This is a genomic window from Ancylobacter sp. Lp-2 (genome assembly GCF_020523795.1).
Taxonomy (GTDB): Bacteria; Pseudomonadota; Alphaproteobacteria; order Rhizobiales; family Xanthobacteraceae; genus Ancylobacter.
This window is the reverse complement of sequence record NZ_JAJALI010000008.1, coordinates 102,274-115,241: the sequence shown is the minus strand read 5'-3', so window position 1 is coordinate 115,241 and position 12,968 is coordinate 102,274. Positions and strand designations below refer to the sequence as shown.

The 12,968-nt window shown below is 69.4% G+C and carries 12 protein-coding genes; 7 read left to right on the top strand and 5 right to left on the bottom strand.

The genetic code is table 11. The annotated features are described in order from the left end of the window. Positions 1 to 189: 189 nt before the first annotated feature. The 4 genes from LGR54_RS19260 to LGR54_RS19245 form a co-directional block, all read right to left on the bottom strand. On the bottom strand, positions 190 to 1,815 hold the full coding sequence (locus LGR54_RS19260) for a murein L,D-transpeptidase family protein (RefSeq protein WP_230363588.1): 1,626 nt from the start codon (positions 1,813 to 1,815) through the stop codon (positions 190 to 192). A 201-nt stretch (positions 1,816 to 2,016) separates the two neighbouring features. Continuing rightward, positions 2,017 to 2,970 carry an acetyl-CoA carboxylase carboxyltransferase subunit alpha gene (locus LGR54_RS19255; protein WP_230363587.1) on the bottom strand — a complete coding sequence of 318 codons (954 nt, stop codon included), beginning with the start codon at positions 2,968 to 2,970 and terminating at the stop codon, positions 2,017 to 2,019. A 191-nt stretch (positions 2,971 to 3,161) separates the two neighbouring features. Next, a complete protein-coding gene (locus LGR54_RS19250; protein ID WP_230363586.1) occupies positions 3,162 to 4,142 on the bottom strand; it encodes a site-specific tyrosine recombinase XerD in 981 nt (326 codons plus the stop codon). A 10-nt stretch (positions 4,143 to 4,152) separates the two neighbouring features. Next, entirely contained in the window at positions 4,153 to 4,296 is a 144-nt protein-coding gene (locus LGR54_RS19245; RefSeq protein WP_214007023.1) for a hypothetical protein, read from the bottom strand. Positions 4,297 to 4,483: 187 nt separating this feature from the next. Here LGR54_RS19245 and LGR54_RS19240 point away from each other — a divergent pair, with 187 nt between their 5' ends. From LGR54_RS19240 to LGR54_RS19230, 3 genes are all read left to right on the top strand, one after another. Beyond that, on the top strand, positions 4,484 to 5,077 hold the full coding sequence (locus tag LGR54_RS19240; RefSeq protein WP_214007024.1) for a shikimate kinase: 594 nt from the start codon (positions 4,484 to 4,486) through the stop codon (positions 5,075 to 5,077). Next, a complete protein-coding gene (aroB, locus tag LGR54_RS19235; RefSeq protein ID WP_230363585.1) occupies positions 5,074 to 6,207 on the top strand; it encodes a 3-dehydroquinate synthase in 1,134 nt (377 codons plus the stop codon). Before LGR54_RS19240 ends, aroB begins: the two co-directional genes overlap by 4 nt. Positions 6,208 to 6,338: 131 nt before the next feature. Further along, the gene (locus LGR54_RS19230) at positions 6,339 to 7,652 is read left to right on the top strand and encodes an HlyC/CorC family transporter (protein ID WP_370638239.1); all 1,314 of its coding nucleotides are present in this window, start codon (positions 6,339 to 6,341) and stop codon (positions 7,650 to 7,652) included. 150 nt (positions 7,653 to 7,802) lie between these two features. On the opposite strand, the gene LGR54_RS19225 is transcribed toward LGR54_RS19230, so the two are convergent. Then, complete coding sequence (locus LGR54_RS19225; RefSeq protein WP_230363584.1) at positions 7,803 to 8,099, bottom strand: BolA family transcriptional regulator; 297 nt, start codon at positions 8,097 to 8,099, stop codon at positions 7,803 to 7,805. 110 nt (positions 8,100 to 8,209) lie between these two features. On the opposite strand from LGR54_RS19225, the gene LGR54_RS19220 reads away from it, so the two are divergent. The 4 genes from LGR54_RS19220 to LGR54_RS19205 all read left to right on the top strand — a co-directional run bounded on the left by LGR54_RS19220 (position 8,210) and on the right by LGR54_RS19205 (position 12,899). Further along, the gene (locus LGR54_RS19220) at positions 8,210 to 8,830 is read left to right on the top strand and encodes a J domain-containing protein (RefSeq protein WP_230363583.1); all 621 of its coding nucleotides are present in this window, start codon (positions 8,210 to 8,212) and stop codon (positions 8,828 to 8,830) included. A gap of 51 nt (positions 8,831 to 8,881) precedes the next feature. After that, a complete protein-coding gene (cobS, locus tag LGR54_RS19215) occupies positions 8,882 to 9,868 on the top strand; it encodes a cobaltochelatase subunit CobS (RefSeq protein ID WP_230363582.1) in 987 nt (328 codons plus the stop codon). Positions 9,869 to 10,154: 286 nt separating this feature from the next. Beyond that, positions 10,155 to 12,104 (top strand): cobaltochelatase subunit CobT, encoded by a 1,950-nt coding sequence (gene cobT, locus LGR54_RS19210; RefSeq protein WP_230363670.1) that lies wholly within the window; start codon positions 10,155 to 10,157, stop codon positions 12,102 to 12,104. A 108-nt stretch (positions 12,105 to 12,212) separates the two neighbouring features. Then, positions 12,213 to 12,899: a hypothetical protein gene (locus tag LGR54_RS19205; RefSeq protein WP_230363581.1), complete on the top strand. Its 687-nt coding sequence runs from the start codon at positions 12,213 to 12,215 to the stop codon at positions 12,897 to 12,899. Positions 12,900 to 12,968 lie beyond the last annotated feature (69 nt).

The following is a 12,968-nucleotide window of genomic DNA, read 5'->3' as shown; positions in this document are numbered from 1 at the left end:
CCCGATTCTTCGCGGGACGGCGACCGGCGGGGGAAGCGAAGACCTGCCCCCCTCGGAGAGCTGCCCCACTTCGTCGCGCAGGCGGTCACGGGCCTTCTGGTCCCCCACAGCACGCAGCATCCCAACATGAAAAAGGCGCCCGGCCGGTTTCGGCGGGCGCCTTTTTCGTGTGGGTTGATCGGAAGAGCGCTACTGGATCGCCGAGGACGAGGAGAAGGTCCCGGTCGACATGATCGACGCACCCGGCAGCGGGCTGCCGGACGACGCGGCGCCCTGCGCCGGCGCGACGGCGGCGAGCGGAGCCGGCGTGCTCACCGAGGCGCTCGGCGCAGCCTGAGGCACCGCCCGGTTCGCGTGGGTCTGCGATGCGGCGGCCGGAGCGGCGGCGCGCGGCGCGGCCGGACGCGCGGGCGGCACCGGCACGTCAGCCGGGGCAGCGGCGGGTATGGCGGGCGCCGGGGCCGGCTCGGCGCTCTTGCCGGTCAGCCAGTTGCCAATGGCGGCGAAGCCGGAGGGCGAGGACGACGGCGCGGCAGCGGGGGCCACCGGCTCGGCGGGCGCCTCGCTGCGGCCGAGCAGCCGGTTGACGCTGGCGAGCAGCCCGCCGGACGATTCCCCGCTCGCCGGAGCGGCGGGCGCGGGCACAACCGCCGGGTCGAGCGAGGCCACCTGCGCGGTCGGCGCCGGGGCGGGACGCCCGAACAGCGACGTCTCGCCGGCGGCGGCGGCCAGCTGCGGCGCGACAGCCGCCGGCGCATCGACGGGACGGGCCAGCGGCAGCGGCACGTCGGCGGCGGTCGGCACCTGGGCGGCAGTGGCGAGCGCGATGCTTTCAGCCGGCGCCGGCTCGTTGGTGTCGACGCCGTAATCCGAGCCCGGCGGCTTCACCACCGCTGGCAGCGAGCCCGGCGCCTTGGCCTGCGGGTTGGCCAGCTTGGCGAGGAACACCTGGTTCATGCCGCCATCCTTGCCGGTCTTCACCGGCGCGGCGGGCATGGAGGCGGAGGCGATGCGCTGCTGATCGGTGGCTTTGCGCGCGGCGATCGCCTCGCCGAGCCCGCCCGGCTGGGTGAACTCCGGGCACGGCGCATTGGGATCGAAGCGGGCGTTCGGATCCGCCGGCGTGGCGTTGAACACGTAGCGCCGGCCGCAGACGTCGACCTTGGGCAACTGCCGGGTCACCTCGAAGGTGTCGCTACCCTCCTTCAGCATGCGCCAGAAGGCGAGGTTCGGGTTGTTGCGATGGCGCGCGAGGTTGTCGGCCGTCATGTGGAACGGATAGGCCTGCACCTGGAAGGCGCGCTGCCCGCCCTGGAAGCTCTCGCGACCGAGCGCGAAGATCTCCTGGATCTGCTCGTCGGTCATGGCGTAGCAGCCGGCCGAGGAGCAGTCGCCATGCACCATCAGATGCGCGCCGGTGCGGCCCCAGGCGCGGTCATAGGCATTGGGAAAGCCGAGATTGAACGACAGATAGTAGCTGGAGTTCGGGTTCATCTGGCCCGGGGTGATGGTGTAGAAGCCTTCCGGCGCCTGCCGGTCGCCTTCCTTCACCTTCGGGCCGAGCTCGCCGGACCAGCGGCAGATCGGATAGGTCTTCAAAAGCGCATAGTCGCCCGAGGTGGTTTCCTTCCACACTTCGAGCTCGGATTCTTCCTTGAAGATGCGCACGACGATGGGGCTGTCCTTCGTCATGCCCTTCTCGCTGATGAGGGCGAGCGTCTGCGGGCTCAGCGCCTTCATCGCCTTGGCGTTGACCGAGGGACCGCCATCGCCGGTGCAACCAGCAAGCGCCAGCGCCGCCACGCCGGCAAGCATGAGCGCCCTGAGGCGCGCACCCGCCGAAAGCAATGCGGGCCGTGAAGAAGCCGATGGGCTCAACGCGAAACTCCCCGTCAATCCCGGTCCGTCATTCCCGGTCACCAAGACGCGACAGCCTAGAGGGTTATCCTTGCCAGACCGTTACCGCAAGAGTCGGCCCCGTCGGCCCATCCGTCGGGCCGCCGGATACCGCCACCGCTAGAGGCTGCGGCCGATGGCGAGGAACTTCTCGCGCCGCGCCTTGCGCAGCGCCCGCGGCTCCAGGCCGTCGAGCTCGTGCAGCGCTGATTCGATGGCATCGCCCGCCGCGTCCATCGCCTTGGTGGGGGCGCGATGCGCGCCGCCGGCCGGCTCGGGGATGATGCTGTCGACGATGTGGAATTTCTGCAGGTCCTGGGCGGTGATCTTCATATTGGTCGCCGCGTCCTGCGCCTTGGCGGTGTCGCGCCACAGGATCGAGGCGGCGCCCTCCGGCGAGATCACGCTGTAGATGGCGTGCTCCAGCATCAGCACCTTGTTGGTGGTGGCGATGGCGATGGCGCCGCCCGAGCCGCCCTCGCCGATGATCACCGCCACGCTGGGTACGCCGAGCGCCAGGCAGGCATCGGTGGAACGGGCGATCGCCTCGGCCTGGCCGCGCTCCTCGGCATCGAGGCCGGGAAAGGCGCCGGCGGTGTCGACCAGCGAGATCAGTGGCAGTTGGAAGCGGTCGGCCATCTCCATCAGGCGCACCGCCTTGCGGTAGCCTTCCGGGCGCGCCATGCCGAAGTTGTGCTTGATGCGGGTCTCGGTGGTGGAGCCCTTCTCGTGGCCCATCAGCATCACCGCCTGGCCGCGAAAGCGCGCCGGCCCGCCGATGATCGCCTCATCCTCGCCGAACAGCCGGTCTCCGGCCAGCGGAGTGAACTCCTCGAACAGATGCCCGGCATAGTCGAGGAAATGCGGGCGCAACGGATGGCGCGCCACCGAGGTCTTCTGCCAGGGCGTGAGGTTGGCGTAGAGCTGGGTCAGCGCCTCGTTGGCCTTGGTCTCCAGCCGCGCGATGTCGTCGCCGATGGCGACCGCGTCGCCCTGCGCGGACATGGCGCGCAATTCCTCCAGCTTGGCCTCGAGCTCGGCCACGGGCTTTTCAAAATCGAGGTAACTGCGCATCGCTGTTCGGCAAGTCCGGCTGTGAGGAAGGAGGACCGCCCGGTCGGACAGCCCGCAATTGCGCGCGGAAGCTGCCCCGAGAGGGTGGCGACGTCAAGGCAAGGCCGCGTGTGCGGGCACGCAAAACCTGCATCCCGGCTTTTACGCGTCATTCGGCCCCGCCGGGAAGCGCGTTTGCGCGCCGGGCGGCGCTATTCCGCCTCCTCGTCGGCGAGCGGATGCAGGTCGCGCACCAGGCTCTTCAGCCGCTCGTCGAGCACATGGGTGTAGATCTGCGTGGTCGAGATGTCGGAATGACCGAGCAGGGTCTGCACCATCCGCAGTTCGGCGCCGTGGGCGAGCAGATGGCTGGCGAAGGCGTGGCGCAGCACATGCGGCGACAGCTTGGCGGCGTCAATGCCGGCCACCACCGCCAGATCCTTCAAATCGAGCGCCACTTGCTGGCGGGTGACATGGCCGCTGGCGGCGGAAGACGGGAACAGCCAGCGCCCCTCCTCCTTGGCCACCTCCAGCTTCCCTGCGCCCTTATCCCCGGCGGCCTTCTCCCGTGCGGCCCGCGCGGCGGCGAGCGCGGCGCGATAGGCAGCCATGGCGACGCGAGCCGGCTCGCCGAGCGGCACCAGCCGCTCCTTGTTGCCCTTGCCGCGCACGATGATGGCGTCGCCCTTGGCCCGCGCCGCCGCCGCCGGCAGCGCCGCCAGCTCGGAGACACGCAGCCCGGTGGCATAGAGCAGCTCGACGAAGCACGCGACCCGCGCCCGCCGCGCACCCTCCGCCGGCGTGGCGGCCGGCGCCTGCGCCCGCTCATGCGCGGTGTCGATCAGCCGCGTCACCTCGGCGAGGCTCAGCACCTTGGGCAGTGGCCGACCGCGCTTGGGGCCTTCCAGCACGGCAGCGGGATCGTCGCCGCGATAGTTCTCGACATAGAGGAAGCGGTGGAACTGCCTGAGTGCGGAGAGCCGCCGCGCCACGGTGGCGCCCTTCAGCCCGCGCCGGGTCAGCTCGGCGAGATAGGCGCGGATGTCCGGCGTGGCACAGGCCGCCGCCTTGTCCTGCCCGCCGAGAAATTCGGCATAGTCGTCGAGATCGCGCTGGTAGGCGGCGAGCGTGTTGGCGCTGGCGCCACGTTCGGCGGCGAGCATGTCGAGGAAAAGCGCGACCGGACGGCCCATCGGCACCCAACTATTTGGCGAAACGCTCCTGCGGCACCGGCACGCTCATCTCGCGCTTCTGCGGTTCGACGAGATTGGCGAGCGACCACATGATCCCATAGGCGACGCCGCCGATGACGGCGAGCACCACGAGAAGACGGATCAGGCTCGGCATAGGCGGTCGCGCCTCCGGTCAGGCGGGCGAATCGGAACGGCGGATCGACGGCCATGCTAGTGCGTTTCCGCCGCCGGACGAAAGCCCGCTCCCAAAGTCCGCCCCGCGTCGGACCCGGCCTCGCGCTGCGCCGCGTGATTGCATCGCCCTGTGCCGGATGCTAGGTCGCGCGGCTGAGGAAAACGGAATGACCACCACCCCCGACGACATCAAGGCGGACACGCTGCGCGCGCATCTCGGCGCGCGTTCGATCGTGCTCGTCGGCATGATGGGCGCCGGCAAGTCCTCGGTCGGCAAGCGCCTCGCCAAGCGCCTCGGCCTGCCCTTCTCCGACGCCGACGTCGAGATCGAGCAGGCCGCCGGCATGACCATACCGGAAATCTTCGCCCATCACGGCGAGCCGGCCTTCCGCGATGGCGAGAAGCGCGTCATCGCCCGGCTGCTGGAGGCCGGGCCGATGGTGCTCGCCACCGGCGGCGGCGCGTGGATGAACGCCGACACCCGCGAGATGGTCGACCGCCATGGCGTCGCTGTCTGGCTGAAGGCGGATTTCGACGTGCTGATGCGCCGGGTGCGCCGTCGCGACGACCGGCCGCTGCTCAGGACCGCCGATCCCGAGGGGACGCTGGCCGGGCTCATGGAACAGCGCTATCCGGTCTATGCCGGCGCGCATGTCACCGTGGTCTCGCACGACGTCCCGCAGGAAGTGATGGTCGAGACGGTGATCGACGCGCTGATGCAGCATCTGGGCGTCGACAGCCCCATGGGAGAACAGACGTGACCTCCGCCGTCCTCGATCGCCCCGACACCACCCGCCTCACCGTCGGCCTCGGCGCCCGCAGCTACGACATCGTCATCGGCGCCGGCCTCATCGCCGAGGCGGGCGCCCGCATCGCCGCGCTGCGTCCCGGCGCCCGGGTCGGCATCGTCACCGACGCCAATGTCGCCGAGCGCCACCTTGCCGAGCTCGAAGCCAGCCTGAAGGCCGCCGGACTCGTCCCTTCGACCGTCACCGTGACGCCGGGCGAGAAGTCGAAGAACTTCGCCACTTTCGAGGAGGTGGTCGACGCCCTGATCGCCGCCCGCATCGAGCGGCGCGACCTCGTACTGGCGCTCGGCGGCGGCGTGGTCGGCGATCTCGCCGGCTTCGCGGCGGCGGCGCTGCGGCGCGGCGTCGACTTCGTGCAGGTGCCGACCAGCCTGCTCGCCCAGGTCGATTCTTCGGTGGGCGGCAAGACCGGCATCAATTCGCGCCACGGCAAGAACCTCGTCGGCGCCTTCCACCAGCCGATCCTCGTGCTCGCCGACACCGGCGTGCTCAACACCCTGCCGCTGCGCGAATTCCGCTCCGGCTATGCCGAGGTCGCCAAATACGGCCTCATCGACAACGCGCCGTTCTTCGAGTGGCTGGAGCGCAAGTGGCAGGATGTGTTCGCCGGCGGCGCCGCCCGCGCCGAGGCGATCGCCACCAGCTGCGCCTCCAAGGCCGCCGTGGTCGCTCGCGACGAGTTCGAGACCGGCGACCGCGCTTTGCTCAATCTCGGCCACACCTTCGGCCACGCGCTGGAGGCCGGCGCCGGCTTCTCGCAGCGCCTGCTGCATGGCGAGGCGGTGGCGGTCGGCATGGCCCAGGCCTTCCGCTTCTCGGCGCTCCAGGGCCTGTGCGCGCCGGAGGATGTCCGCCGCGTCGAGGCGCATCTGCACGCCGTCGGCCTGCCGACGCGCATCCGTGACATTCCCGGCGAGCTACCCGACACCGATGGGCTGATGACCCTGATCGGCCAGGACAAGAAGGTCTCGCGCGGCGCGCTGACCTTCATCCTCGCCCGCGGCATCGGCAAAAGCTTCATCGCCCGCGACGTCGAGCCGGCGGCGGTTCGCGCCTTCCTGGAGGCGGAGCGCACCGCCTAGCGGCGCTCCGGCCCGGACGGCCCCTCGGCTGGCCAGCGCGCCAGCCAATTGCAGCCCGCGCTGGCCCTAGCGTCGCCCGAGGCGCGAATCCGCTCTATGTTGCGTCGCCGCAGCCTAAGGAGGACCCGTTGATCACCAGCGACTGGCTCGCGCTCGGCGCGGTTTTCGTCTGCCTGATGCTGTCCTTCTTCTTCTCCGGCAGCGAGACGGCGCTCACCGCCGCCTCCAAGGCGCGCATGCACGCGCTGGAGAAGAACGGCGACGGCCGCGCCGCGCTGGTCAACCGGCTGATGGCCTATCGCGAGCGCCTCATCGGCGGCATCCTGCTCGGCAACAACCTCGTCAACATCGCCGCCTCCTCGCTCGCCACCGGCGTCCTGTTCCACTGGTTCGGCGCCGCCGGCATCGCCTACGCCACCCTCGGCATGACCGCGCTGATCGTCGTCTTCACCGAGGTGCTGCCCAAGACCATCGCCATCAACCATCCCGACCGGGTGGCGCTCGCCGTCGTCCGGCCGATCCGCCTCGCCATCGGCCTGTTCGGCCCGCTCACCCTCGCCATCGAGACGGTGGTGCGCCGGCTGCTACGCATCCTCGGGCTGGAGGTCGGCAAGACGCGGAGCGTGCTCACCGGCGCCGAGGAACTGCGCGGCGCCGTCGACCTCCTGCACCGCGAGGGCAGCGTGGTGAAGGACGAGCACGACATGCTCGGCGGCCTGCTCGACCTCAACGAGCTCGAGGTCTCCGATATCATGATCCACCGCACCAAGATCATGAGCCTCGACCTCGACGAGCCGCCGGAGACGCTGGTGCGCGAGGTGCTGGCCTCGCCCTTCACCCGCATCCCGCTGTGGCGGGACAAGCCTGACAACATCGTCGGCGTGCTGCATGTAAAGAACCTGCTGCGCGAATTGCAGGCGCTCGGCGGCGACGTCTCGCGGCTGGACATCGAGAAGATCGCCGCCGAGCCGTGGTTCGTGCCGGACGTCACCACGCTCGCCGACCAGCTCAAGGCCTTCCGCCGCCGCAAGCAGCATTTCGCACTGGTCGTCGACGAGTACGGCGAGGTGATGGGGCTGGTGACGCTGGAGGACATCCTCGAGGAGATCGTCGGCGACATCGCCGACGAGCACGACGTCGCCTTCACCGGCGCTCGCCGCCACCCGGACGGCTCGGTGAATGTCGAGGGCTCGGTGCCGATCCGCGACCTCAACCGCGCCATGGGCTGGACGTTGCCCGACGAGGAGGCCACCACGCTGGCCGGCCTGGTCATCCACGAGGCGCGCATCATCCCCGAGCCCGGGCAGGCCTTCATTTTCCACGGCTTCCGCTTCCAGATCATGCGCAAGCAGCGGAACCGCATCACGCTGGTCCGGGTAGTGCCGCTGGATGCCGCGCGGCTACCGCCGCTGCCGGCCGCGCGGATGCGGCGGGTGCAGGTATGAGCCGGGGCTTACCGGCATTGGCGGCCACCGAGGCGGTCGCCATGGAAAAACCGCGCCGTTCCACCATATAGCGGCGTACCGGCCCATAGGGCCGCCCGCGCCGGACCTTCTCGCCCGGCGCCGCTTCCCCGGAGCGCATTCCCCCGGAGCCTATTCCCCCGGAGCCTTGGCCTCGATCGCCAGCGCGTGCAGCCCGCCGGTCAGTTCGGCGGCGAGCAGGCCGTTGACCATGCGGTGCCGGGCAAGCCGACCCTGCCCGGCAAAGGCCGCGGAGACGATGACGATGCGAAGATGGGTGAGCTGGCCCGGGCGGTGCCCGCCATGGCCTTCGTGGCGATGGCTCTCGTCGATCAGCTCCAGGACGCTGGGCGACAATTCGGCGAGCGCCGTGCGCACGCGGGCGAGCCGGGCGGCGACCGCGTCGCCGGAAGAAGGATCTGTGCTCATGAGGATTGCGCTATCCGCCGGACAGTCCCGCGTCAATATCGCCACAGCGGACAGTGACGTCCGTTTGGTTTCTTGTATACCTGGCCCCGCATCAGCATAATCGGCCGATCATGAAGCTCGACTCCCCGATATTCGATCGCATCCGCGTCAAGCCGGACCGTGATCGCCGCACGAAGGTGGAAGGCCCCGTCTGCGAATGGGCGGGGTGCTGCAATGCCGCGACTCATCGCGCGCCGAAGGGCCGCCACCACGAGGGGCAGTTCTGGCGCTACTGCTTCGATCACGTGCGCGAGTACAACCAGTCGTATAATTATTTCGCGGGCATGCCGGATTCCGACGTCGCGGCCTATCAGAAGGACGCGCTCACCGGCCATCGCCCCACCTGGAAGATGGGACAGAACGGCGGCGACAAGACCCGCCGCAGCGCGGCGCATGACCACCAGCCGGAGAATTTCGCCGATCCGTTCGGCATGTTCGGCGAGATGGGCGGCACCCATCGCCACGATCCGGAGCCGGCGCGCGAGAGCCGCATGATCCGCAACGCCGAGCGGCGCGCCTTCGAGAGCCTTGGCCTAGAGCTCGGCGCCACCACGGAAGAGATCAAGGCACGCTTCAAGGAACTGGTGAAGCGATTTCACCCCGACGCCCATGGCGGCGACACCTCGACCGAGGACCGCCTGCGCGACGTCATCCAGGCTTATAACCACCTCAAGAGTACCGGCTTCTGCTAGAACCGGCCTTGGCTAGCCCAGCCCGCGGTTCGACGCGGCAACGGAGGAATGATGACCGCCTCGCTTAACGCAGCTCCGGCGCTGCCCGACATGAAGGTTTCGGTGCGTCAGGTGTTCGGCCTCGACGTCGATCTCGAAGTGCCGGCCTATGCCGAGCCGGACGAGTATGTGCCGGACATCGACCCGGACTACCTGTTCGACCGCCCGACCACCCTCGCCATCCTCGCCGGCTTCGCGCATAACCGCCGCGTGATGGTCACCGGCTATCACGGCACCGGCAAGTCGAGCCATATCGAGCAGGTGGCGGCGCGCCTCAACTGGCCGTGCATCCGCGTCAACCTCGACAGCCACATCAGCCGTATCGACCTGATCGGCAAGGACGCCATCGTGGTGAAGGACGGCATGCAGGTCACCGAGTTCCGTGACGGCATCCTTCCCTGGGCCTACCAGAACAACGTCGCGCTGGTGTTCGACGAGTACGACGCCGGCCGCCCGGACGTGATGTTCGTCATCCAGCGCGTGCTGGAGAGCGCCGGCCGCCTGACGCTGCTCGACCAGAACCGCGTCATCCGCCCGCACGGCGCCTTCCGGCTGTTCTCGACCGCCAACACCATCGGCCTCGGCGACACCACCGGCCTCTATCACGGCACGCAGCAGATCAACCAGGCGCAGATGGACCGCTGGTCCATCGTCACCACGCTGAACTATCTGGCGCATGACAAGGAGGTCGACATCGTCGCCTCCAAGGCCAAGCACTTCCAGACCCCGGAAGGCCGCGACACCGTCTCGCGCATGGTCCGCCTCGCCGACCTCACCCGCCAGGCCTTCATCAATGGCGACCTGTCGACGGTGATGAGCCCGCGCACCGTGATCACCTGGGCCGAGAACGCCGAGATCTTCAAGGAGCTCGGCTTCGCCTTCCGCGTGACGTTCCTCAACAAGTGCGACGAGTTGGAGCGGGCGCTGGTCGCCGAGTTCTACCAGCGCTGCTTCGGCAAGGAACTGCCGGAATCCGCGGTGAACGTCGTCCTCTCGTGAGCGTCCGGGCGCCGGCTCGTCTCCCGTCGAGATGAGCACCAGGGCGCCCGCGCCTCCCTCTCCCCGCACCGGACTCGGCTAGTGCCGGGTTCGGTATCCGGAAGGATCAGGATCGAACAACTTCGATCCTGATGGGGAGAGCCGGGGCGAGGAACGGTAGCGGGCGGGAACATCCCCGCCCCGCAAGCCGTCCCCCTCGCCGACCCGCTTCGCGGGGCACCTCTCCCCGATGGGGCGAGGACACGAGCCCCGGTTGCCGGGGCTTCCTCTCGACAAGGCCATCGCCATGAGCACCTCGAACCCGACGAACCGCTCCACGCGCACCCCGCCCAAGGAGGCTCCCACCGAGCCGCTCAAGCGGGCGGTGACGGGCTGCCTGCGCGCGATCGCCGGCGACCGGGACCTCGAAGTGACCTTCGGCACCGAGAGGCCGGGCTTCGCCGAGGGGCGGATCCGGCTGCAGGAGCCGGCCCGGCGCATGACCAAGCAGGACACCGCGATCATGCGCGGCCACGCCGATTCCATGGCGCTGCGCCTCGCCTGCCACGATCCCAAGGTCCATAAGCGCCACACCCCGGTCGGCCAGCAGGCCCGCGCCGCCTTCGACGCCGCCGAGCAGGCGCGCTGCGAATCGCTCGGCGCCCTGCGCATGGACGGCGTGGCGCTCAACCTCTCCGCCATGCTGGAGGACCGCTACTCCAAGGCCAATTTCGCCCAGCTCGCCGACCGCGCCGACGCGCCGCTGGAGGACGCGGTGGCGCTGATGCTGCGCGAGCGCATGACCGGCATGGCCCCGCCGGCGGCGGCGCGCGAGATGGTCAATCTGTGGCGCGGCTTCATCGAGGAGCGCGCCGGCACCGCGCTCGACGAGATGGTCGAGCAGGCCGGCGACCAGGGCCGCTTCGCCGAGGCGATGCGCGACCTGCTCTCCTCGCTCGGCATGGGCGAGGACGTCGCCCCCTTCGACGAGAACAACGATCCCTCCACCGACGCCGACGACCAGCGCGAGGACGACAGCGGCAAGGGCTCGGATGCCGAGCAGGACGAGAACAGCGAAGGCAGCACCGAGGTCGACACCGACCTGTCCTCCGACCAGAACCCGGAAGACAGCGAGGACCAGCAGGAGCAGCCGCAGTCCGAGCTGTCCGACGACGCCGAACTCGGCGAGGCCGACGAATCCTCCGAGCCGTGGAAGCCGCAGAACGTCGTGCCCTCCGAGCCGAAGCCGCCGGAGTACCACTCCTTCACCCCGCGCTTCGACGAGACGGTGAGCGCCGACGAGCTGTGCGACCCCGAGGAGCTGGCGCGGCTGCGCGCCTATCTCGACAAGCAGCTTACCCATCTCCAGGGCGTGGTCGCCCGCCTCGCCAACCGGCTGCAGCGCAAGCTGATGGCGCAGCAGAACCGCGGCTGGGAGTTCGATCTCGAAGAGGGCATGCTCGATCCGGCCCGCCTGCACCGCGTGGTCATCGACCCGATGCAGCCGCTCTCCTTCAAGCGCGAGCGCGACACCGACTTCCGCGACACCGTGGTCACGCTGCTGCTCGACAATTCCGGCTCCATGCGCGGGCGCCCGATCACGGTGGCCGCCGCCTGCGCGGACATCCTTGCGAGAACCCTCGAGCGCTGCGGCGTGAAGGTGGAGATCCTCGGCTTCACTACCAAGGCGTGGAAGGGCGGGCAGGCGCGCGAGAACTGGCTCAGCGCCGGCAAGCCGGCAGCGCCCGGCCGCCTGAACGATCTGCGCCACATCATCTACAAGTCGGCCGATGCGCCGTGGCGTCGCGCCCGTCGCAATCTCGGCCTGATGATGCGCGAGGGCCTGCTCAAGGAGAACATCGACGGCGAGGCGCTCGACTGGGCGCATAACCGCCTGCTGGCGCGCAATGAATCGCGCCGCATCCTGATGATGATCTCCGACGGCGCGCCGGTGGACGATTCCACCCTGTCGGTGAACCCCGGCAATTACCTTGAGCGGCACCTGCGCTGGGTGATCCAGCAGATCGAGGACAAGTCGCCGGTCGAGCTGATCGCCATCGGCATCGGCCATGACGTGACGCGCTACTACAAGCGCGCCGTGACCATCGTCGACGCTGAGGAGCTGGGCGGTGCCATGACCGACAAGCTGGCCGAGCTGTTCGACGAGCGCGCCACCCAGAAGGCCGCCCGCAGCGGCCGCGGCCCAGCCGCGCCGTCCGGCCGCCCGGTGCGGCGCGCCGGCCAGTCGGTGCACTGACGCCCATGGCGGTGCGAGGATGGGTCCGGCGTGGCGCCGACCCATCCGCAACCATCACGGAAAAGGTACTATATTGACAACTTAGGCGCGCGACGACAGCGTCTTGGCATGTCGAAGAACCTGCCCGCCGCTGCCAGGCCGCGTTACCTGCTACTGCTTGCCGTCGGCGCTGCTGGCTCCGTGGCCACGATTGCCATGTCGCCGCTGCTGTCGGCCGCTCTAGGAGCCGTGGTGGCCAGCTGGGCGGACGCCAGCACCCAGGGCGACCGGTTGGGCTTTCTGGGCGCCCTGCTTGGCGCCGGCTCGACCATCTTCGCCGGTGCCATCGCTTTTCACGCCGCGTGGCGGACGATCAGGCTTCAGTCGCTGCAGATCGAGATGGTGCGGCAAGACGAGCGGGAAAAGCGGCAGAGCGCCCGCAAGGCGGTGATGAGCAACATCAACGTGCTGCAATATGCCACCCGCCGGAACCTCGACCACATCCAGACGCTTCATCCCGTCGGCAAGATCTACCCTTTCTTTCTCATGCCGCTGCCGACCGTCGTCGAGCCGGTGACCAACGCCCTAGGCATGCCCGATCCCGGCATCGCCTCCGCCGTCCAGATCGACGAGGAGGTCAAGAAGTTCAACAACACTTTGTCCCACGCCCAGGCGCGCGTCGAGCACGGCGCCAATCGGCTCGGACGAAGCGGGACGGTCCAGTGGCTGCACGACATCGACCGCCGGTCGGTGGTCGCCCAGGAGACGATCCGGCGCGAAGTGGACGCGTTCGCCGCGCAGCACCCGGGCCGGTAGAGAACCGGCCTTCGCCGGCCGCCGGAACGGCAATCGGCGCCCCCCTTGCGGAACGCAGATCGCCCCCCA

Bases quoted from the DNA above. Each gene is read 5' to 3' on its own strand.
- LGR54_RS19255 (WP_230363587.1), bottom strand. From the start codon at position 2,970: ATGCGCAGTTACCTCGATTTTGAAAAGCCCGTGGCCGAGCTCGAGGCC.
- LGR54_RS19205 (WP_230363581.1), top strand. From the start codon at position 12,213: ATGTCGAAGAACCTGCCCGCCGCTGCCAGGCCGCGTTACCTGCTACTG.
- cobT (WP_230363670.1), top strand. From the start codon at position 10,155: ATGAGCACCTCGAACCCGACGAACCGCTCCACGCGCACCCCGCCCAAG.
- LGR54_RS19220 (WP_230363583.1), top strand. From the start codon at position 8,210: ATGAAGCTCGACTCCCCGATATTCGATCGCATCCGCGTCAAGCCGGAC.
- LGR54_RS19245 (WP_214007023.1), bottom strand. From the start codon at position 4,296: ATGCCGAGCCTGATCCGTCTTCTCGTGGTGCTCGCCGTCATCGGCGGC.
- LGR54_RS19260 (WP_230363588.1), bottom strand. From the start codon at position 1,815: ATGCTTGCCGGCGTGGCGGCGCTGGCGCTTGCTGGTTGCACCGGCGAT.
- LGR54_RS19240 (WP_214007024.1), top strand. From the start codon at position 4,484: ATGACCACCACCCCCGACGACATCAAGGCGGACACGCTGCGCGCGCAT.
- LGR54_RS19225 (WP_230363584.1), bottom strand. From the start codon at position 8,099: ATGAGCACAGATCCTTCTTCCGGCGACGCGGTCGCCGCCCGGCTCGCC.
- LGR54_RS19250 (WP_230363586.1), bottom strand. From the start codon at position 4,142: ATGGGCCGTCCGGTCGCGCTTTTCCTCGACATGCTCGCCGCCGAACGT.
- cobS (WP_230363582.1), top strand. From the start codon at position 8,882: ATGACCGCCTCGCTTAACGCAGCTCCGGCGCTGCCCGACATGAAGGTT.